Source organism: Pseudoalteromonas sp. P1-16-1b (assembly GCF_001401785.1).
GTDB lineage: Bacteria > Pseudomonadota > Gammaproteobacteria > Enterobacterales > Alteromonadaceae > Pseudoalteromonas > Pseudoalteromonas undina.
This window is the reverse complement of the sequence record NZ_LKGQ01000004.1, coordinates 108906-129967: the sequence shown is the minus strand read 5'-3', so window position 1 is coordinate 129967 and position 21062 is coordinate 108906. Positions and strand designations below refer to the sequence as shown.

General features: G+C 39.3%; 22 protein-coding genes. 8 read left to right on the top strand and 14 right to left on the bottom strand.

Annotation, left to right across the window (positions count from 1 at the left end; all coding sequences use genetic code 11):
• Positions 1-103 precede the first annotated feature (103 nt).
• Both AN392_RS04690 and AN392_RS04685 read left to right on the top strand, forming a co-directional pair.
• Complete coding sequence (locus AN392_RS04690) at positions 104-571, top strand: DUF3015 family protein (protein ID WP_010388962.1); 468 nt, start codon at positions 104-106, stop codon at positions 569-571.
• Positions 572-610: 39 nt separating this feature from the next.
• On the top strand, positions 611-2428 hold the full coding sequence (locus AN392_RS04685) for a DUF4105 domain-containing protein (protein WP_055011992.1): 1818 nt from the start codon (positions 611-613) through the stop codon (positions 2426-2428).
• A 271-nt stretch (positions 2429-2699) separates the two neighbouring features.
• On the opposite strand, the gene dapA is transcribed toward AN392_RS04685, so the two are convergent.
• On the bottom strand, positions 2700-3617 hold the full coding sequence (gene dapA / locus AN392_RS04680) for a 4-hydroxy-tetrahydrodipicolinate synthase (protein WP_055011991.1): 918 nt from the start codon (positions 3615-3617) through the stop codon (positions 2700-2702).
• A 172-nt stretch (positions 3618-3789) separates the two neighbouring features.
• Here dapA and AN392_RS04675 point away from each other — a divergent pair, with 172 nt between their 5' ends.
• Positions 3790-4443 (top strand): DUF6058 family natural product biosynthesis protein, encoded by a 654-nt coding sequence (locus tag AN392_RS04675; RefSeq protein ID WP_055011990.1) that lies wholly within the window; start codon positions 3790-3792, stop codon positions 4441-4443.
• A 37-nt stretch (positions 4444-4480) separates the two neighbouring features.
• Here AN392_RS04675 and AN392_RS04670 read toward each other — a convergent pair whose 3' ends face one another.
• The 3 genes from AN392_RS04670 to AN392_RS04660 form a co-directional block, all read right to left on the bottom strand.
• Positions 4481-4768 carry a putative quinol monooxygenase gene (locus AN392_RS04670; protein ID WP_055011989.1) on the bottom strand — a complete coding sequence of 96 codons (288 nt, stop codon included), beginning with the start codon at positions 4766-4768 and terminating at the stop codon, positions 4481-4483.
• A gap of 66 nt (positions 4769-4834) precedes the next feature.
• Positions 4835-5650 carry a 2,5-didehydrogluconate reductase DkgB gene (gene dkgB / locus AN392_RS04665; RefSeq protein ID WP_055011988.1) on the bottom strand — a complete coding sequence of 272 codons (816 nt, stop codon included), beginning with the start codon at positions 5648-5650 and terminating at the stop codon, positions 4835-4837.
• A gap of 148 nt (positions 5651-5798) precedes the next feature.
• Positions 5799-6971: an MFS transporter gene (locus AN392_RS04660; protein ID WP_200908273.1), complete on the bottom strand. Its 1173-nt coding sequence runs from the start codon at positions 6969-6971 to the stop codon at positions 5799-5801.
• 115 nt (positions 6972-7086) lie between these two features.
• On the opposite strand from AN392_RS04660, the gene AN392_RS04655 reads away from it, so the two are divergent.
• On the top strand, positions 7087-7974 hold the full coding sequence (locus tag AN392_RS04655; protein WP_055012076.1) for a LysR family transcriptional regulator: 888 nt from the start codon (positions 7087-7089) through the stop codon (positions 7972-7974).
• Positions 7975-8087: 113 nt separating this feature from the next.
• Complete coding sequence (locus tag AN392_RS04650) at positions 8088-9128, top strand: metal-dependent hydrolase (protein ID WP_055011986.1); 1041 nt, start codon at positions 8088-8090, stop codon at positions 9126-9128.
• 66 nt (positions 9129-9194) lie between these two features.
• Here AN392_RS04650 and AN392_RS04645 read toward each other — a convergent pair whose 3' ends face one another.
• The 3 genes from AN392_RS04645 to AN392_RS04635 form a co-directional block, all read right to left on the bottom strand.
• A complete protein-coding gene (locus tag AN392_RS04645; protein ID WP_055011985.1) occupies positions 9195-10103 on the bottom strand; it encodes a GGDEF domain-containing protein in 909 nt (302 codons plus the stop codon).
• Positions 10104-10108: 5 nt separating this feature from the next.
• The gene (locus tag AN392_RS04640) at positions 10109-10915 is read right to left on the bottom strand and encodes an alpha/beta fold hydrolase (RefSeq protein WP_055011984.1); all 807 of its coding nucleotides are present in this window, start codon (positions 10913-10915) and stop codon (positions 10109-10111) included.
• 277 nt (positions 10916-11192) lie between these two features.
• A complete protein-coding gene (locus AN392_RS04635) occupies positions 11193-11462 on the bottom strand; it encodes a hypothetical protein (protein ID WP_055011983.1) in 270 nt (89 codons plus the stop codon).
• 231 nt (positions 11463-11693) lie between these two features.
• On the opposite strand from AN392_RS04635, the gene AN392_RS04630 reads away from it, so the two are divergent.
• Entirely contained in the window at positions 11694-11960 is a 267-nt protein-coding gene (locus AN392_RS04630) for a type B 50S ribosomal protein L31 (RefSeq protein WP_008463845.1), read from the top strand.
• Positions 11957-12091 carry a type B 50S ribosomal protein L36 gene (gene ykgO, locus AN392_RS04625; RefSeq protein WP_004586489.1) on the top strand — a complete coding sequence of 45 codons (135 nt, stop codon included), beginning with the start codon at positions 11957-11959 and terminating at the stop codon, positions 12089-12091. The genes AN392_RS04630 and ykgO overlap by 4 nt, the downstream gene beginning before the upstream one ends.
• Positions 12092-12141: 50 nt before the next feature.
• Here the strand turns inward: ykgO and AN392_RS04620 are convergent, their stop codons facing one another.
• Together AN392_RS04620 and AN392_RS04615 are read right to left on the bottom strand one after the other, a co-directional pair.
• Positions 12142-12528: an OsmC family protein gene (locus AN392_RS04620; protein ID WP_055011982.1), complete on the bottom strand. Its 387-nt coding sequence runs from the start codon at positions 12526-12528 to the stop codon at positions 12142-12144.
• A 9-nt stretch (positions 12529-12537) separates the two neighbouring features.
• Complete coding sequence (locus AN392_RS04615; protein WP_054201221.1) at positions 12538-12927, bottom strand: cytochrome b562; 390 nt, start codon at positions 12925-12927, stop codon at positions 12538-12540.
• Between the two features lie 133 nt (positions 12928-13060).
• Here AN392_RS04615 and AN392_RS04610 point away from each other — a divergent pair, with 133 nt between their 5' ends.
• Positions 13061-14140 (top strand): ABC transporter substrate-binding protein, encoded by a 1080-nt coding sequence (locus tag AN392_RS04610; protein ID WP_055011981.1) that lies wholly within the window; start codon positions 13061-13063, stop codon positions 14138-14140.
• A 66-nt stretch (positions 14141-14206) separates the two neighbouring features.
• Here AN392_RS04610 and AN392_RS04605 read toward each other — a convergent pair whose 3' ends face one another.
• The 5 genes from AN392_RS04605 to upp form a co-directional block, all read right to left on the bottom strand.
• Positions 14207-15985, bottom strand: a complete 1779-nt coding sequence (locus tag AN392_RS04605; RefSeq protein WP_055012075.1) for an alpha-amylase family glycosyl hydrolase — start codon at positions 15983-15985, stop codon at positions 14207-14209.
• Positions 15986-16010: 25 nt separating this feature from the next.
• Positions 16011-17231 (bottom strand): hypothetical protein, encoded by a 1221-nt coding sequence (locus AN392_RS04600; protein ID WP_008115311.1) that lies wholly within the window; start codon positions 17229-17231, stop codon positions 16011-16013.
• Positions 17224-18963 carry an HAD-IIB family hydrolase gene (locus tag AN392_RS04595; protein WP_055011980.1) on the bottom strand — a complete coding sequence of 580 codons (1740 nt, stop codon included), beginning with the start codon at positions 18961-18963 and terminating at the stop codon, positions 17224-17226. The genes AN392_RS04600 and AN392_RS04595 overlap by 8 nt, the downstream gene beginning before the upstream one ends.
• 148 nt (positions 18964-19111) lie before the next feature.
• Positions 19112-20350 (bottom strand): uracil-xanthine permease family protein, encoded by a 1239-nt coding sequence (locus AN392_RS04590; protein ID WP_055011979.1) that lies wholly within the window; start codon positions 20348-20350, stop codon positions 19112-19114.
• A gap of 9 nt (positions 20351-20359) precedes the next feature.
• Complete coding sequence (gene upp, locus AN392_RS04585; RefSeq protein WP_008466150.1) at positions 20360-20992, bottom strand: uracil phosphoribosyltransferase; 633 nt, start codon at positions 20990-20992, stop codon at positions 20360-20362.
• Between the last annotated feature and the right edge of the window lie 70 nt (positions 20993-21062).

Sequence of the window (21062 nt, the reverse complement as noted above, 5' to 3'; positions counted from 1 at the left end):
TTATTTTACATTGTGTTACATAACTATTTGCATTTAAATAACCAAAACAGGTAAACTTCTTCGCCCGTTTTGTGGGGTGTATATAAATTAAAGGAAATTAATAATGATAAAAAGATGTTTAACTGCTGCGGTATTAGTAAGCGCGTTCGTTTCAATGCCGTCACAAGCAAAAAGTGGCATCAACCCATGGCAACAATGTGGTATTGGTGCAATGGTTTTCCCAGACAATGGCGTTGCGGCAGCAATTTCTAATATTATTTGGGATTTAGGAACAACCGCGGTATCGTCTAACATTTCTTCAGTAGAGAGCTGTGAAGGCGCTAACGTAAAAACAGCACAGTTTATTCAACAAACTTTTCCTGTATTAGAACAAGAAATAGCACAGGGTGAAGGCGAGTATATCTCTGCAATGCTTAACGTACGTGGTTGTGATGTAACTGCTCATCAACAAATTATCACTTCGGTACGCAGCGATTACGCAAACGCACCAATAGACAATGCACAAGCATTTTATGAATTAGTTGAAGGTAAAATTACCACTAACTTTTCATCTCAATGCGCTGCAATCTAATAATTAAAGGGCTTAACAGCCCTTTTTTTTGGTTAAACAATGAAACCTTTATTTTATTTAATTAGCGTTTTTTTATTAATATCCTTCTCAAGTTCTGCCACGCAATCTATCTCTGTTTTAGCAAAACACCCAATATGGTTGAAATTAGGGCATTACAAAAATCAACCAACTACTATTAGTTATATTACTAACGCATCCTTTTTTATCGCAGATAACGGACGTAATGATCCGGTTGCCGAGTTAAAAGCAACAATCCATGCTTTTAATAACCAGCCCTTAACACAATGTCGCTACCCTGCGCGTTACCAATGGCTTAAAGAGCAAGGTTTAACCTTTTCAATACCAGCTGCAGAGTGTCCAAAGTTACAGCAATGGCGAGAGCAGCAAGCAATTCACTCTGTTAGTTTAGTATTTGCCTCTGGTTATATGAGTAACCCCGCATCGTTATATGGTCATTTATTACTTAAACTTAATCGCTCAACCGAATCAAAAAACAAATTATTAGATTACAGTATTAACTATGGCGCACATGTTCCTGACAATGAAAACGGCATAGTTTATATTCTTAAAGGCTTATTTGGTGGTTATAAAGCTGGTTTTTCAGATCAACTATTTTACCGCCACCAGCATAATTACGGCGAAATAGAGTTAAGAGATTTATGGGAATATACCCTAAATCTAAACGAGCGCGATGTGGCTTTTATTGCTAATCACTTATGGGAGATTTTAGGCACTGAATTTGATTATTACTTTGCCGATGAAAACTGCGCGTTTCATCTCGCACAAATTGTTGAGTTGATTATTGGCGATCAACTAACTAGCGAAAGCTCTCCTTGGGTAATACCTGCCACTATTTTTTCAAGGTTAAACTCGGCCACTTACCAAGGGCAATCAGCGGTTAAAAACATCACATTTACTCCCTCGCGCGACACTGTATTTTCAAAATATGTGCAATCTTTAAGTGAAAAAGAGCTCAGCTTTGCCAAACAAATCTTTGCCGAATCAGCAGTACTTAAAAACGAATCGTTTTTAGCTTTGCCAGTGCAGTCTCAAAAAGCCATTATTGGCGCTTTATTTGAACTTGTACAAGTGAAACAAATTCAAAAGCAAACTCCTGTAAAAATAAGTGAGTTAAAAAATGCGCTAATCAAAGCGCGCTTAAAGCTACCCATGGGCGAAAACAAAGTTAAATTTCAATTTACCCAGCAGCCTCCACATAAAGGCCAAAAGCCCTCTAACAGCTCAATTTCTGCGATGCACACGGCTGAGCAAACACAGTACACTCTGGGTTTTAGGCTGAGCTATTTTGATACCCTTGCCTCTGATATTGCCCGCATTCCATTTTCTAATTTAGAAATGTTAGATACCGAACTGATGTTTACAGATGGCGAAACTTACATAAACAAAATTCATTTATTAGATTTGGAGTCATTCAATCCAAGCCAATTGTCTTGGGCTAATGAATCTAAGTGGTCATGGAAAATCAATGTGGGATTCGACAGACAACCAGCACTGTGCAGAACCTGTAAACGTAGTTTTGTTATGGGGGGAGCCGGACAAGCTTGGCAATTTAGCAACAACACCTTAGCCTATAGCTTAGTTAATGGTTACTTGGGTGATTTAGCTAAAAATAGCCACTTTTATGATTCGTCGGTAGAGGTGGGGATTATTACTGGTACTGACTCAGGTATTAAACTCAGAGCATCCTATGAAAAGTCATTCTTAAATGCTAAAAACCCAGCGCAAACCAAACTAGAACTGGCAGTGCCTATTAGCCAAGATATTGATATTAGATTAGCGGTAACACATGCCAATTCAGCTATGTGGCAGCTTAAACTCAACTACTATTGGCAGTGATATAAAAAAGCAGCCTCTGTGTTTACAGTAGGCTGCTTTGAAAATTTAGTAGTTAACCTGAACTCTGGATAATAAATCTATCTCTAGCAGCTATTTTCAGCGCTAACTGCCTTGAATTTACTTGCAATAGGCCAGCTATTGGCGCGTAAATTCGCCTTGTTTTCATTGAAAATCTCTGGCTAGAGAGAATAAATTAAAATATCACCATAATTCAATGTGTTAGTAAATCTCTTAACCAAAGTTCAGGTTAGTTAATAAATAGTCTAACGGTTTAAGATAAAATCAAAACTTTACTAATATCCACACACTGCGCTCGGCTACCGACAAAATCTTGCTCATTAAGCTGATTAATTAGCGTTTCACCTTGTTGCTGTTGCTCATCGTTAAGCGGCACGTAAGGCATTCTAAAAACGGGGTTAACCGCACCTGTCATGATCATCGCGGTGTTAATGGCAATTGGGTTTGGCTCGCAAAACAGCCAGTTCATTAATGGTTGTAATGAGTTATTAAGCGCATCATTTTTACTATCCATTAATTGACGGAACAACCCTGGGATCAGGTTAGACGTAACTGAAATAACACCATGTGCTTTATGGATATGGCGTGCATCGTGTGCTTCATCATCATTACCAGACCAACATGCAATACCTTGTTGTTCATAGTGCGCTATACGCTCATTGCCACCACATTCTTTAACACCAATAAAGTGCTCATGCTGGGCCAGTGGTTCAATAATATCAGGGGTGAGGTCTTGGCCTGTGCGCCCTGCTACGTTGTAAATAAACGCCGGACCAATATCAAGCACTCGTTTAAAGTGCTCTTTAACACCGGCAATTGATGTCCGCCCGTAGTAAGGGTTAATTTGCAATGAGGCATGCATGCCGCTGGCAAAACCATATCTTGTTGCTTTAATTGCTTCGCGCGTATTATTACTTCCGGTGTTACCTACAATCAATAATTTATCACCAAATTTATTGGCACTGTGCGCAATTAGCATTAAGTGCTCTTCCCAGTTCATTAACTGGCCTTCACCGGTGGTGCCACCAACAACTATGCCGTCAACACCCGCTGCAATTTGTATTTCAACGAGTTCATCATACTTTGCAAGATCGATCTCACCATTGGCTAAGTAAGGTGTTTTAATTGCAGTAATAAGGCTTGCTTGTTTAATTTGTTCTAGGGTGCGCATAAAAAAATCATTGTTATTAATACTTGGCCTATTTGTACCATATTTACCGCGCTATTTGCAGTGATAGCCAGTATTTAATTATAAAATGGCTTGTGTTATTAGGTTTGATGATACAAAATAAACAACTGTATAAATAAACAGTATTTTGTTTTTTACTATTAAGCGAGCCACTATGCGTTTATCTGACTATTTAAGCACTCACTTTTATCACACTGATGAGTTATGCCAAGCACTCAACATAGACACTGAAACTCTTGAAGATTGGCAAGCTCAAAGCATTTTTCCTAAGCCAAGTTATTGCATTAAAAACCAGATGAGTTGCAGCTCTTACTCAGGCTTATATGAGTGTGAAGAATACGACGATTATTATCCCCGTGGCTGCGTAAACTGGGGACAAGGAGTTATAAAGCAAAAAATTGAGTCATCTAATCAGGCGTTTAATTTGTTTGCTCAGCACTATTCCCAATGCTTGGCTAAGCTTGCACAGCAAGGCTTTATATTTAACGAAGAATTGTTTGGCTGTGAAATAGAAGAACATTTACAGCAAGTTTGGCAACAATTTCTATGCAGCAAATATGGGGTGCTTACCCAAAATGGCTTAATTGACGAAATTGTGGCTGTGGATATTGGCAGATTATTAGTAGACGATATAACCGAACTGCGCAGCAAAGCCAGTTTAGATAAGGATGAGCGCACTCGCATTCACCCTGCCATGAAGCTTTTAAATAAAGCCCTTAGCCATGGCGCCGATCACGAAAAGCAACTCACATTACGAAGCCGCTATATTGATGCCCTTATTTTAAAATACGACTTATCGATTAAATAAAAGTTACAACTCCTACTTGGCTATTAGTTTTGTGCTGTTAACCAATGGTTTTATACACATCAATATTGGTAGAGGTAATAAATGCACCGACTGCATCACCAAAGGCTTTAAAGTGAGGTGCGTTTTTATGGGCTTCGAAATGCTCATTAGACGCCCATTGCTCACTCACTAAATAGCTAGTTTGCTCAGCCTCACTTTTAATTGATAGCTCGTAACGCAGGCAGCCTACTTCTTGGCGAGAGGACTGTTGTAAGTTTTCGAGCTCGGTTAAAAGGCGCTCTGCATCGCTATTTTCACTCGATAGTGTGGCAATTACCGTTAACATGGGTGTTCCTTGTTTAAAAAATAAAGGTGCAGCTTTACTGCACCTGTTTTAGCTTTAGCTCTTTGGTTATTGATCCCACTGCGGTGCAAAGTCTGGCGATGCTTGGCGGTCGTTGCAGTCAAGGCCATCTATACGTGCTATGTCTTCATCATCAAGTTTAACTTTGTCGTTAAAGTTATCTTCTAAGTTTTTACGCTTAGTCGATGATGGAATAGTGGTCATGCCATTGGCATTTTCCCATGCAATAACAACTTGCGCTGGCGTTGCATCGTGCTTGTTAGCAATATCAATAATGGTTTGATCTGTTAATACCTTACCCACAACAAATGGCATATAGGCGGTAACATGAATTTTATGTTGATCGCAAAAAGCGCGCAGTTTAGTGTTGGTTAAATATGGATGTACCTCAATTTGATTAGTGAATATTTCGCGAGGATCTAAGGTTTGCATTGCCTCATTTAAGTTGGCAATGGTGAAGTTAGATACACCAATATGTTTAGTTAACCCCAGCTTTTTAGTTAACAGCAGCTCGGTTAAATATTCACTCATGGGTTCATTATTTGCGGGCGCTGGCCAGTGAATTAACAATAGGTCGACATAATCAAGCTGTAACTTCTCTAAAGATGATTTAACACTGTCAACAAAGTCAGCTTTGTTGAGCTTGTTATTCCATACTTTGGTGGTTATAAATAATTCTTCACGAGGAATATTGCTGTCTTTAATTGCTTGGCCAACTTGCTCTTCATTGCCATATATTTGCGCGGTATCAATGTGGCGAAATCCAACTTCTAACGCCATTTTTACAGATTCATAAGCTGTTTTACCTTCTAAACGAAAAGTACCCATACCTAAATCTGGCATTTCAATTACACGTTGTGTCATAGCTTTATCCTTGTTTAATAATAGGTTTAAAATTCAAACGACGCGTTTACTAAATACACCTATTACTTTTTTGATTTAAAATTTTGACCTCATGCGAATACTGAGGTCATTAATTTTTATTTCAAGACTAACCTATATGAGTTCGGCTTTATTGAGCCTGAACATTATGTTTATCTAGCCTGCCACTGTATCGAGTGACTATTAAAGCCAGTAATGAAACAACGGCCCCAATCCATGCGGTATCTTTTAGTTCCATATGCTCGACTACAAGCCCCCCTGTAACAGAGCCTAAGGCTATTCCAATATTAAACGCTGCGATGTTTAAGCCCGATGCGACATCTACCGCATTAGGAGTATGCTTTTTTGCCTGTTTTACTACATAAAGCTGCAAACCTGGTACATTACCAAATGCAAATGCCCCCCATATTAAAATAGTCAGCACTGCGGCTACTTTTGATTCCATAGTAAAGGTGAAAGCCAATAAAATAATTGTTAACGCGCTAAATATAATACTCAGTGCGCTAATTGGGCCTCGCTTGTCGGCTAATTTTCCGCCCCATATATTACCAACAGCCACCGACACACCATAAACCAGCATTATTAAACCAATAGCGGATGGTGCAAAGCCAGTTTGCTGCTCTAATATAGGCGCTAAATAAGTAAACGCGGTGAACGTACCGCCGTAGCCTAATATAGTCATTAAATAAACGAGCAATAAGCGCGGCTTAACAATAACCTGTAGCTGCTCTTTAAACGTCGCCGGAATAGACTGCTTTAAGTTTTTTGGTACTAAAATAGCGCTGCCAATTAGCGCAATTAAACCTAATGCCGAAACCACTAAAAAAGTTGCACGCCACCCAAAGTGCTGGCCAATCCATGTTCCTAATGGCACACCCGTTACAAGCGCTACCGTAAGGCCGGTAAACATAATTGCGATAGCGCTCGCCTCTTTGTCTTTACTTACCAAGCTTGTTGCTATCATTGAGCCAATAGAGAAAAATACACCATGAGCTAATCCTGTTAGTATGCGCGCCAGTATTAGTGTTTCGTAACTCGGCGCTTGCCAAGCTAATAAATTACCCATAACAAATAAGCCCATAAGACTTATAAGTACCACTTTTCGGTTCCAGCGACCCGTTAATGCAGTGAGTACCGGTGCGCCAATAGCTACACCAACTGCATATAAGCTCACTAGTAAGCCTGCTGATGGTAAGCTCACGCCTAAATCGTTTGCAATAGTTGGCACTAAACCCACTATAACAAACTCGGTTGTTCCAATTGCAAATGCGCTTAAGGTAAGCGCCCATAAAGCCAATGGCATAAATACATCCTCATTTTTAATATAGATGCATAGTGTGTGTAAAAACTCCTTTGCAATAAATAGCATAAATGGCAAAATACTTTTGTTTATTTTGCAAATATAAATGAGTGAATTTATGCCTGTTCAAGCTAAAACTGAAGATCTAGAAATGTTTATTACTATTGTTGATTGTGGCAGTTTTTCCGGTGCGGCTAGTTTACTTGATTTAAATGTAGCTAAGGTTTCAAGAGCGCTATCTCGCCTCGAAAGCAGGCTAAACTGCACATTACTAAACAGAACAACTCGGCGCTTAGAACTGACCGAGGAAGGGCATATATACATAGAATATGCGCGAAAGGCTTTAAACACGCTGCTCTTAGGGGAAGAAACAATAAAGCTACTTAAGCAAGCACCTAGCGGGCACTTGCGTATAGATGCAGCAAGCCCTTTTGTTTTACATCAACTAGCGCCACTAGTTAATGAATTTAAAAAGCAATACCCGCAAATCACGCTCGATATTACCTCACACGACAATATTATTGATTTACTTGAGCGCAAAACAGATTTAGCTATTCGCATTGGAGACTTAAAAGATTCAAACCTGCATGCGAGAAAATTAGGCCAAAGTAAATTAAAATTGGTCGCAAGCGCTGATTATTTAAAAAATGCGCCACCGTTACAGCAAGTTTCAGATCTTAAAAACCATAACTTAATTGGCTTCAGTGAGCCCAATACTCTTAATCAATGGCCCTTGAAGCATGAGCAATCACTGCACTTTGATTTAAGGGCTAGCAGCGGCGAAACCATTAGGCATTTATGTATTGCTGATCAAGGCATAGCACTTCTCTCACAATTTATGATTGCAGAAGATTTAGCCAAAAAACGATTAATAGAAGCTTTACCCCACAGCGTGAGTAGCCCAAATAATCGAGAATCTATTTATGGCGTTTATTACAAAAATGGGGTGGTTTCTTCCCGTATCGTTGCATTTTTAGATTTTATACAACCGCGACTAAGTTTATAAATCGCTTTTAAATTGGGTTTAAAGAGCAACTTAATGAAATAATTTACATTATTGACGGTTTTAAGATTAAGCTGAGTATAAACACTGCAGTTGCATTATTTGGATGAGGTAGTATGGATTCTTTAACACAAGTCGCATTAGGCAGTGCCGTAGGCTACGCGGTACTAGGCAATAAAGTAGGTAGAAAAGCCGTTGCGTGGGGCGCTATTTTAGGCACTTTACCCGATCTAGATGTATTTTTACCCTATGGCGGTAGTGTAGAGGCATTTACCTATCATCGCGGCTTTAGCCATTCTTTATTTGTGCATTTATTAATAAGCCCGCTGATTGTGTGGCTAATATTAAAAATACACACAGGCATGCAGGCTTATAAAGCTCGTTGGTTTTGGTTAGTTTTTTTGTGCTTATCAACACATGCTTTATTAGATTCACTCACCGTTTATGGTACTCAGCTAATGTGGCCCTTAAGTGAATACCCTTTTGCGGTATCCAGCATGTTTATTATTGACCCCCTTTACACCTTACCGTTATTAATTGGTTTAGCTTTTACTTTATTACCTAAAATAAGCACAAGTAAAGCCTATAAAATCAATGCAATTACACTTAGCCTAAGCACAGCCTATTTATGCCTTGCCTTTGTGTTTAAACTCAATATTGACGACACAGTAAAAACAGCACTGAACAATCGCGATATTAACGCAACCGGCTATATTAGTACGCCTGCCCCGCTCACTACTTTACTTTGGCGTGTAGTGGTGATGTCTGACGGTCACTACTACGAGGGTTACGCCTCCGTGTTTGACTCGCCCAGTGATGTAACCTTAAATGCCTACAATACAACACCGTCTTTAATTAAGCCTATTGACAACCAATGGGGCATACAAAGGCTACAATGGTTTACAAAAGGGTTTTATTCTATTCGCCAGCAAACCGATAACGTGATTTTGTCAGATTTAAGAATGGGTATGGAATGCCAATACGTATTTAACTTTGTGGTAGGTGAACAAGCTGACTCGGGTATTAAAGTGGGTAGTTTTGAGCGACTCTCTCAGCGCCCTAGCTTTAGTAATGCCGGTAATATTTGGCAGCGAATTTGGCAACCTGAAGTCTCGCTAGCATCTCCATTGGCTAAAAATAACTGCTCGTTGCCATAATTAAGGGTTAAGCAAGCACTGCCTGTAAAAAGAGCCAAACAACATTGTTGCTTAATCACTCGAATATTAAGAATGCATGTAAGTAGTGTTTTTGCCGTTTGCCTTAGCCTGATAAACAGCGTTATCAGCATGCTTAAACAGTTCAGTAAACGTGCTGTCACTATCACTCATACATGCACCAATACTGACTGTTAGCCCTTCACTACCTACTTTAATTTCAGCAATTAGTTGGTGTAGCCTTTGGCAAAATATTAAGGTATCTGCGCTATGGGTGTCGGGTAACATAATTAAAAACTCTTCCCCACCATAACGTGCAACTAAATCAGTTTGTCTGCTTATTTTTTTAAGACATTGGCCTAGCTCTTTTAGCACCCTGTCGCCCTGTAAATGCCCATAGGTATCGTTGATCTGTTTAAAATTATCAATATCAATTACTAAAAGTGCAACTGAGCGGTGTGTTCTTTTTGCTTGTTCGAGTAATAAAACACTGCGGTAATCCATTTCACGTCGGTTTAATAGCGATGTTAGCTCATCGGTAGACGCTAAAGATTGCAAGCGCTCGGTTTGTGCTTCTAGCTTTTCCCGTGTGTTTATCAACTCATCGTAGAGCTTATCTCGCTGCGTAGCATTAAAAAAGCTCCAGTATATATACCCTTTTTCATCAAGCTGTGCATTAACGGTAACTGCAATCCGCTCCCCTTGAGCACTGAGCATAATTAACTGCATTTCTTGGCATTGCTTTTCGTGCAGTAAGGTAGGAAGCACATAGCTTTGTAAAAATATTTTTGAAGATTTAGTTAAAATTTTATCAATATACTTACCCAGCAACTCATTGCAATGCCAGTGTAATTCCTTTTTAAAATAAGTATTTACATAAACAATCACGTTATCCGCATTGGTCACCAATGCGCCATTTAAAAAGTAATCAGCAGAGAAATCCGCAACCTTATTATTATCTAATTGATACAGTGGCATTACGGCTAACTCACAAAATCAATAATCGAACGGCCGACTGTTTCTGGATGAGTCATATGAATACAATGACCATGTGCGTTTATAACTTGGAGCGTCGCGTTAGGTATTTCATTTGCGACAAATTCGCCTACAGATGGCGCGGCTAAAGCATCGTGTTCACTTTGTAAAACTAATGATGGCTGTTTTATATGTTTAAGCGTCGCGCGATAATCAGATAAAAAAGTGGCTTCTGCAAAGGTTTTTGCAATCAGTGGATCGGTTGAACAAAAGCTTCCCGATAGTTCCGCTATAAATTCATCAGGGTGAGAGCTCCCCATAACCAAAGGTGCTAAGTAATTGGCCCAGCCAATGTAATTTTTATCCATCAGGTTAAGTAGTTCGTGCAAGTCTTGTTTTTCAAACCCGCCAAAATAATCAGGGGGTAAATTTAAAAAGCACGGTGAAGGACAAATCATAACTAGCTGAGCAAATAACTCTGGCTGCTCAATGGCGGCAAGTGCCCCAATTGTTGCGCTAACAGAGTGACCTATAAAAGTCACATCGCTAAGATCAAGTGCGTCACATATCTCAAGTACATCTTTGGCATAGCCATCAAGGGTTGAATAACGCTTTTTGTTGTATTGAGAAATATCAGACTTACCAGAGCCTACATAATCAAACAGCACTAAAGTAAAATGTTGCTCAAGCACTGGAGTAACAAACCGCCACATATTTTGGTCACAACCAAATCCGTGAGCCAAAACCAAGGTTTTATCACCCTTGCCAATTATTTTGACGTTGTTTCTTTTGCGTATTTCATTTAAGTGCGGCATTAGAATGATCCTTTTCTTTGTTCACCCAATAAAAGTAGTATATTTATTAAACATAGTGAGGGCTACTGTTTATATAAATAAGTTTAACTCATTGCAAAGCTTTATACATCAATTAGTTAGATGAAAAATCATCAAGAGAAAAAGTACATACTATTGTATTAAAAAGTGTGATTATTTATTTTGCTTAGGGATAAAAACACACACTTTTGTTAACATTAAATTACATCCTTAGCAGCCGGCATCATCTTAAATAAAATGGCTATTACAACCAAACGGATTAGTTCTGGTGCTCGTACTGCCCACGATAAACTTCAAATACTTTTAATACGGTGTGTTGTTCTTTTGAAAGCGCGTCAAACCAATCGTCAAATAATTCATCATCTTCTTGTTCGCTTAATGCTAAATAATGAGCAAGTAATTCAATGATGTCGTTATGAGAACACCCTAACGAATCAACTTGTTTAGCCAATATACTGTGGTCACGCTCTCTGAGAGTATCCATGACTCCTTGGTCGATTTGGTTTTGTTGTGCCTGAGCGTCACTCATAAAACTACCTCTATTAACGTTATTAAATTCTTATTATTTTGTTCGCTGAGTCTAGTTATAGCAGCCTAAATACTAATAGCCAGTACTTTTGATCTAAGTGCTTATTTTTTGACTGTTTTGTGCAAATACACAGCAATTACACTGCGTTTAAGGCTATTTAAAATGATTTGCAAAGGGAAAATAAATACGTTAGATTAAATGATATACTATCACATAACACTAAGGCATTTTATGAAGCCCAATATTCACCCTGATTACCATGTGGTTGCTTTTCATGATACTGCAGCTGATTCTTACTTTATTATTGGTTCAACCATTAAAACCAATCGCACCATAGAAATTGAGGGTAAAACATACCCTTATGTTCCTATTGATGTCTCAAGTGACTCACATCCATTTTATACAGGCAAACAAAAAACGCTCGCTACTGATGGACGCGTTGCGCAATTTAATCGTCGGTTTAAAAACCTCTCTACAGCTAAAAAGGAAAGCAAATGAAAGTTTTAAGTTCATTAAAAAGTGCAAAACAACGACCAGGTTGTCAAATTGTAAAGCGCAAAGGGCGAGTATTCGTGATATGTAAAGATAACCCTAGATTTAAAGCTGTGCAGGGTATGAAGAAAAAGTAGCAAGATAAAATAATGCCGAGTTTATACTCGGCATTATTATTAGGGTCTGTTTATTTAACTACAACAGAAAACTCAGGCACTGCTTGAATAACCTTTTTCACGGTACATGTATTCACCGCAGCAATCAGCGCTTTTTTATATTTAGCTGGGAAACCTTCTGGCAAGCCAATTTCGATTGAAAAAAGCTTCTTACCGTTTTCACCTACATTTTCGTTATTTTGTGTCAGTGTCATCCCCTCGGTCGAGATCTCTCTTTGCTGACAAAATTTACGCGCATAAAAACCAGCACACAACACCATGCTTACTAAAAAATAGTCAAACGGTTCTGGATGTTCTGCATCACCACCAGCGTTTATGCTTTGATCGCTTATAACTTCATGCTCACCAAACTTAGCACTTAACTTTTGACCATCTAACATTGAAACCGAAATTTCCATTACTAATCCTTATTTTCCAAACAATAATTCAAAAAAGCCTGGAGGCTCGTGTAATTCGTGATATTTTTTGCGCAAATTATCAATCGCCTTAAGTGGTTTTTTTGCCGACTCAAGCCCCTGCTCGTTCGCTACTTTTTTGGCTAACTGGGCTTGAATAAGCACCTTATCTAGCCCTTGCACCGACTTTTCAGCTTCTTTATAAAACTTGGCTTGCTTACTTTGCTCTATCAATTTAATAAATTCATCGATAGCGCCATTAAATTCTGCTAACTGGGTTGCTTCAACACTTTGTTTATAAGCAAGCCCAATGTTTTTCATGGTCTTTTCTAAGTCGCTCATTTCATTTGCGGCAACTGTTTGACTAAATATTAATACCATTAACAACAAAACTGCTTTCATTAATACACCCTAAAAAATAATTGTTGCATACATACTAAACTTACTGAGGTATTATATAGCATAACGCCTAGATGTCATACGGAGCACTTCCACAAGGATAAAATTGGGCTTTAAAAAGTTTACAGAGAAATGTATGTCCTTGTTTAAATTATACCGCCTGCTAACGTTTACCTGCCTTCTGTTGGGTAGTTATAGTGCTTATGCCCTAGAAGTCATATTTATTAACCCTGGTTTTTCTAACACGGAAAATGCACAGAACAGCACCGGAAACTTTTGGTTTGATGTTTCTAAAATCATGCAAAATGCAGCCACTGATTTAGATGTTACATTAACGATAAAATACGCCAACCGAAATCATATTTTAATGAAAGAGCTTATTCAGCAGGCTATAAATGATAAGCCCGATTACCTGATCCTCGTAAACGAAAAGAATGTTACCAGTAAGTACCTCTCTAAAATAGACAGTAAACATGTCCCTATTTACTTTTTATTAAATCGCCCTTCGCCTACGTCACTTGATATGTTACGTAAAAATGGCACTAACATAGTCGGTAGTATTACCCCAAATAATCGCGTTGCAGGTAAATCATTGATGCAGCAGCTTTATAAAAAGTTTACCAATAAAACAACAACTAGCGCACATATATTGGCGTTATTAGGCGACTATGCAACGCCTGCTTCTATTATGCGCACTCAAGGGTTAATGGATTTTTTAGCGCAAACGCCGCAAGTTACTTTAATCGCTAAAGAGGTTGCCAATTGGTCTGAACAAGAAGGGTTTACAAAAACTTTGGCGTATATGCATCAAGCCCCTGAAATTAACATTATTTGGTGTGCAAATGACGCCATTGCTTTTGGCGCAAAAAGGGCATTAAAACAGCTAAACATGCAATCTCAGGTTATTGTGGGCGGTATTAACTGGGAGGTTCCACCTAATAATGGTTCAGAGCTTGATGTATCTATAGGAGGTCATGTTTTGTTAGGTGCTTATGCTCTGGTTAATCTGTTCGACAACCATACGCAACCAAAACTTAGTCCTTTGCTTCATCGTTCAGCTGATATTTTTGACCCACTTACTGATGAAAACACCCCCTTATATACGGCGATAAATACAACAGGTCTAGCAGAAATAAACTTTATACAGTTTAGTAAAACACGCGCTGACTGGCATAAATTCACAATAGAAAATCTACTTTTAGCGCTTAAACAATAGCACTGTAAAGCCCCTTTACAGTGCGGTTACTTTATTTAAAACTCTGAATGTAATTGTTTGCGTTATTTATGCCTTATTAGATAGCCAAAGCGTTTGATAGGGTGCTAACTGCATGGTTTGTAACGCGTCATCGAGTGTTGTATTAGAAATTAGCTCAACCCATTGCTGGGTATTTATTAAGTTTAAGTCGGCTAAGGTTAAGCTTTGTGGCTGACTGCTAATATTATAAACACAAAAAATACTTTGTTGGCGGTCTATACTTTGTCGCCAAAAACCAAATAACCCCTCTCCTAAGTGCAAAGTAAATTGTGTAGCATTAGGGTGGAATGCAGCTTGCCTTTTACGCACTGATAATAACTGTTTTATTCCCTTGAACACCTGGTAATGGTGGCTGTATTTTTCTTCAATAGCCGCTAATAATTTTGATTCTTGCCAGCGATGACGATTAATTGCGCGATTGTGCTGCGAATTTTCAAAGCGCTCATAGTCATTAGTTGTGCCAAGTAAACTATGTATGTATAACCCCGGTATTCCTTCCATAGCAAACATAATGGCATGGGCACACAAAAAACGCTCAAGCCCATATTTATCTGCGCCATTATGCGTCCCTTGTAAGGCATCAAACAAGGCAATATTTAGCTCATAGGGGGTATGTGTACCATCGTGACTGGTGCGCATTGAAACACGACCCCCAAATTGCATGGTCGTACTTACTAACGAAGCAACTTCACTCGGTTGTAATAAGCCTTCAATTGGCCTCAAACCAATGCCATCATGAGAGGCTATAAAATTAAAATATGCGGTACCGTTTTGCGCTGGCGGCATGCTCATCATCCAGTGCTTAAGCGCGGTACTATCACCACTAAGTAAAGTGTGCAATAACAACGGCGGCAAAGCAAAGTTATAAATTGCATGGGCTTCGTTGGCATTACCAAAGTAAGATAGGTTTTCTTGATTAGGAATATTGGTTTCGGTAATAATCACCACACTGGGCTCAGCATGCTCAATCAGCGTTCGCAGTAAACGCACCACTTCATGGGTTTGTGGCAAGTTTATACAACTGGTGTTGAGTTTTTTCCATAAAAAGGCCACAGCATCAAGGCGAAATAGGCGAATACCGTTATCTAAATAGTGGCGAATAATGCCAACAAACTCTTTTAAAACCTCAGGGTTTTCAAAATTAAAATCCACCTGATCATGACTAAATGTACACCATACATGCTTTTCACCGCTTGCTGTGGCTACCGTATGTAATAATGGCGAGGTTCGTGGGCGCACTACTTGGCTTAAATCATCAGTTAAACTGGCTGTTTTAAAGTAGTCTTTCCCTGGGTGAGTATCGGTTAAAAAGTTTTCAAACCAAAGGCTTCGGCTAGAACAATGATTAATCACTAAATCAGCCATTAACTTTACATCTTTTGCAATCGCGTTAATATCTTGCCAGTCGCCCAGCGCTTCATTAACTTGTGCATAGTTCATTACCGCAAATCCTTCATCTGAGCTGTATGGATAAAAAGGTAAAATATGCAGTGCATTAAGCTGGTGATCGCACTGCTCTTTTATAAAGCGATGCAAGGTTTTTAACGGCGCCTCTAGGGGAGTTCCAACTGCTAACTCACTGTCTTCATGATTTATTATAGAATCGCCATAGGCAATTAAAACAATATCTTGTTCATCCCAGCGATTAGTGTGCGGCGTAGGATCTCGAAGTGGGTTATTACTCAATATCAAGGTGATTAATTCTTCAGCCAACTCAGCTACCGACATAGGTAACTCAACCCCTTGATAAATAGTATGTAAATGTTGTTCGACTCGTTGAAAAAACTGTTCCCTAACTATGTCCACAGGCGCCTCGTTTAAGTATACCAATTTAACTGTATTGTTCGTTATCAAGCTCAACGGCTTCTTTTAATCGGTCTAGTACATCGGGCATCGCCGAAGCTACACGGTTCCAACTCGGCACAAATGGCGCTTCCATTGGGTTTTCTAAAAAGTGTTGGCCAGCATTCATAATATTTTGTGCAAACATTTCTACCGCTTTTTCTTCTTGGTGAATATCAAGTGTTAAGCCGTTCATTAACGCATCATTATGATAGGTTTCAATAAAGTCTAAACCAATGCGGTAATAAGTCGCTTTTAATGAGCGAATGGTTTCGCTGGTAAAGGTAACCCCCTGAGTCGCTAGCTTTCTAAATAACGCTTTGGTTATATCAATCGACATTTTAGAAAGGCCAGCAGTTTGGTCATCCAGCGATAATTCTTGGTGTTTATGATCGTAATTATCGGCAATATCAACTTGGCATAGGCGGTTATGGGAGTAATTACGGTACATCTCGCTTAATACGCCAATTTCTAATCCCCAGTCACTAGGAATACGAATATCGTTTAATACATCGCGTCTAAACGAAAATTCACCGGCTAATGGGTAACGAAACGAGTCCATATACTCAAGGTAGTCTCTGCTGCCTAATATGGTTTTAAACGAGCGTAATAACGGAGTAACCAGTAAACGCGATACTCGACCATTTATTTTTCCATTGGCAGTACGCGGGTAAAAGCCTTTACAAAATTCATAGTTAAATCGAGGATGTGCAACGGGATAAATTAATCGCGCTAATAAGCCTCGGTCATAAGTTAAAATATCGCAATCATGTAGTGCTATTGACTCAACCTCCGCGGTAGCGAGTTTATAGCCCATGCAATACCACACATTACGGCCTTTACCGAGCTCACGTGGCGCCACACCTAAGGCTTGAAGCTCTTTATCGAGCGCCTGCAAACGTGGGCCATCGTTCCACAACACTTTATGGTTTTGATCAAGCGATTTAAAAAAGTTCAATGCATAGCGATACTGGCTTTCGTCGGCTCTGTCTAAGCCTATAGTTATTTGCGATAAATACGGTACTTGTTGCAGCTCTTTAACAATATTTTGTAAAGCAGGGCCTTCTAACTCACTAAATAATGAAGGCAATATAAGCCCCATTGGTCGCTGTTTACTAAAGCCAAGTAACTCTTTTTCTAAATCGTCTACGGGTCTATTGGCAATGTTATGTAGTGTTGTAATAATGCCATTTTGATAAAAATCAGCCATGTAAACTATACTCCTCAGAACTGGGTAAAATACTGTTAATACAAGGTAGTGCTGTAATTTCTTCAACCCAGCCTAGCGGTGCCGGCAATTGAGAATAGCGCGCTTTGTTATAGGTTAATTTAACTGGCTTTTTACTCTCTGGATTGGTAATGATGATGGCGATATCAGCCTCTTCTAGCATTTGCTTATCGTTTTCACTATCCCCTAGCGCAATAATGCTCAGCGCTTTAGTAAACTGCGTATTAAACTGCTGCACTAACCATTGCTGAGCCATGCTTTTATCGGTATTTTTTCCAATGTGAACAAAGCGCCCGCCTACTTTAACCTCGTAGCCATATACTGATAGCGCATTGATAAATTCATTTAGTTGCTGCTCATCGCCATGCCAGTAGAGCGGATCTGAGTATTGACGGGTTTGTGCTTGCGTTGCTTGTAGCTGGTTTAATCCTGTCATTTTCATTACCTGCTCACTGGTCAGCTCACTAAACAAACTATATTGGTCGCCGTAGTCTTTTTTTAAGCGTTTTAAATCAGTCCATAAATTGCTAATGGGTGCAGCAAACGAGTAACACCAGTAGCCTTGGTATTCGCTGCAGCCAATTGGCCTGAGATTAAAATAATTTTTAGGAATATAAACAGCCGAGCCATTTTCAACAATGAAAGGCTGTGTAATATTAAGCGCTTGTTGCAGTGCCACTACTTCACTAAATGTTTTGCTGGTATTAAATACCACAGGTACACCGCTGTATTGCAGCTCTTGTAATAAGGTATCTACCGCATCGGTGTTGTAATCTCTGTGATTGAGTAATGTGCCATCTAAATCGGTAAAAATGATAGGTTGTACAATACTATCGCTTGTAAGCACCATCGCAGTTACATCTCGATTACTATCGAGCTCTATAAGTGCATTTGCTTTAGCACTAAGGGTGTTGAGGTTTTCACGCGTGATGCGTTCAAAATGAGAAATAAACCACAATAACTGCTCATCAGTCATAGTGCCTGCGCCCTGCCCTTGTTTGGCAATTAACTTGTGTTCTTGCTCTTGGCGCCACGCAAACACATCATCAAAACTCGGGGCTTTGAGCATAATTGTGTAATCGATTTTATCAAAAACGGTTTTATATTCATTGGCTAAACAGCTGTTAATACAGCGACGCCATAACCCTTGTTGATCGTATGATTTTTCTAGCTCGTTAATAGGCTCAACTAAAGTAAAAGGCTGCTGTGGTTCACTGGCTACACACCACCCTTCTAAAATAACAACATCGATCGGCTGACTATTAGTTAACCATTTATTTTTTGCTACGGGTTCATCTTGTTGCTTATCAAAACGCGGCAGCGGTACATTTACTTCAGTATTTAATAAACGGCTAATGGTGTTATCCATCAGCGCAACATCATGTGTACCCGGAACGCCTCTAGTGGCGAATAAACAATGCACATCTTGCGCTAACTGTTGGCGTTTTTGAGTTGATAAATAAAAGTCATCAATAGAAAGCGCAACACAGTTTAGGTGGGTATTTTGGCTAAACCAAGTTACTAAATAATCACCAAGTGTGGTTTTTCCTGAGCCTTGGCAGCCATTAATTGCGACAAATATAGGGGCTGTTTTTTTACTGGTTAGAATGTCCTGCGCAATAGCAGAAAAATACTGCTCGCTAATATACTGATATTTCAACGGCAGTTGGTGTTTTACTAAAAAAGCATTTATATCCACACTCTTGGTCTCCATATAACAATCCCTGAGTCAACTATAGGGTATGACTAAGGAAATGCAGTTACTAGACCAATATTATTTATTGTTACTTTTTAGTAGGTTAAAAAAAAAGCGCATTTAAAATGCGCTTTTTTGGTGCAATATTTTTAACCACAGTGCAAACTTAACTCTGGTTGCTCTGTGCTTTGGGTAATACTAAGTTTAATACTATGCCTAAAATAGCACATAAGCTCACACCTTCTAGGCTGAACTCACTACTACCTATGTACATACCACCAATACCACAAATTAAAATGAGTGCCACAATACTTAAATTGCGCGGTTCACTTAAGTCATCGCCCGATTTAACTAAGGTGTTTAAACCAATAACCGCAATAGAGCCAAATAATAAAATCATTATTCCGCCCATTACTGGCACCGGAATGGTTTGCAAACTAGCGCCCATTTTAGCAACAAATGCTAAGCAAATTGCGATAATGGCAGTCCACATCATTACTTTAGGGTTAAAGTTTTTAGTAAGCATTACCGCACCGGTTACCTCTGAGTAAGTGGTGTTCGGTGGGCCGCCAAATAAGGATGCGGCAGACGTGGCTAAACCATCACCAAATAAGGTGCGATGTAGTCCTGGTTTTTTCAAATAGTCTTTTTTTGTAACTTGGCTAATTGCCATCATGTCGCCAATGTGTTCAATAGCAGGCGCAATTGCCACCGGCACCATAAATAATATGGCTTGCCACTTAAACTCTGGTAACACAAAGTTTGGCACAGCTAACCACTGTGCATTACTTACGGCTTCAAATTGCACTATACCCATAAATAACGATAGCGTGTAACCGGCAACAACACCGGCTAAAATAGGTATTAATTTAAATACCCCTTTACCCCACACGGCAAACACTAAAGTAACGAGCAATGAGAACATAGAGATAATAATAGCGCTGTCGTAGGCAATAATTTGTGTGCCACCATCGCCACTTTTACCCATGGCCATATTAACCGCCGCAGGCGCAAGCGCTAGACCAATTACCATAATCACTGGGCCTACCACAATTGGCGGCAAAATTTTATGTAAGGTTTTTGTACCTTTAAACTTCACCAATAAACTTAATAGCATATAAGTAAAGCCCGCCGCCATTAAACCACCCATAGTGGCGGGTATACCCCACATTTGTACTGAGGCAATAATGGGTGCAATAAACGCAAATGACGAAGCTAAAAAAATAGGCACTTGGCCTTTAGTCACAAACTGAAACAACAAAGTACCTAAACCAGCGGTAAACAAGGCTACGCTAGGATCTAGGCCGGTTAAAATAGGCACTAGTACCAATGCACCAAATGCAACAAATAGCATTTGGGCACCGGTTAGAATGGTTTTTATAGAAAATGTAGAATTATTTTGCACTGCTAAACCTTAGTAAACCGTACCGAAAATTTTGTCACCTGCATCGCCAAGCCCTGGGATGATGTAACCTTTTTCATTTAAATGGCTATCAACTGAGGCAGTAAAAATCTCAATATCAGGGTGAGCGGCTAATGTTTTTTCAACGCCCTCAGGTGCAGCAACCAGTACGATTACTTTAATTTCTTTACAGCCCGCTTTTTTAAGCATATCAATGGTGGCGATCATAGAACCACCAGTAGCCAGCATTGGGTCAATCACTAAGCTTAAACGCTCATCAATATTACCCACTAGTTTTTCAAAGTAGGGAACTGGCTCAAGAGTTTCTTCATTACGCTCTAAACCCACTACACTCACTTTAGCCGCTGGGAGTAACGACATTACGCCGTCCATCATACCAAGGCCCGCACGTAAAATTGGCACCACGGTAATTTTTTTACCCTTAATGTGCTCAACTTTAAGTTTATTACCGTCCCAGCCTGTAATTTCGTTATCTTCTAATTCTAGATTTTTAGTGGCTTCGTAAGTTAATAATGTGCCCACTTCTGAACACAACTCGCGAAAACTTTTCGTGCTAATTCCATGCGCGCGCATTAAACCTAACTTATGTTGAACAAGGGGATGAGAAATAACGTGAATAGCCATAGTAATAAACCTAGTGATAAAAAATTTGACGTATTTTATATTAAAACAGGCCGTTTGACTGTTAATTTTA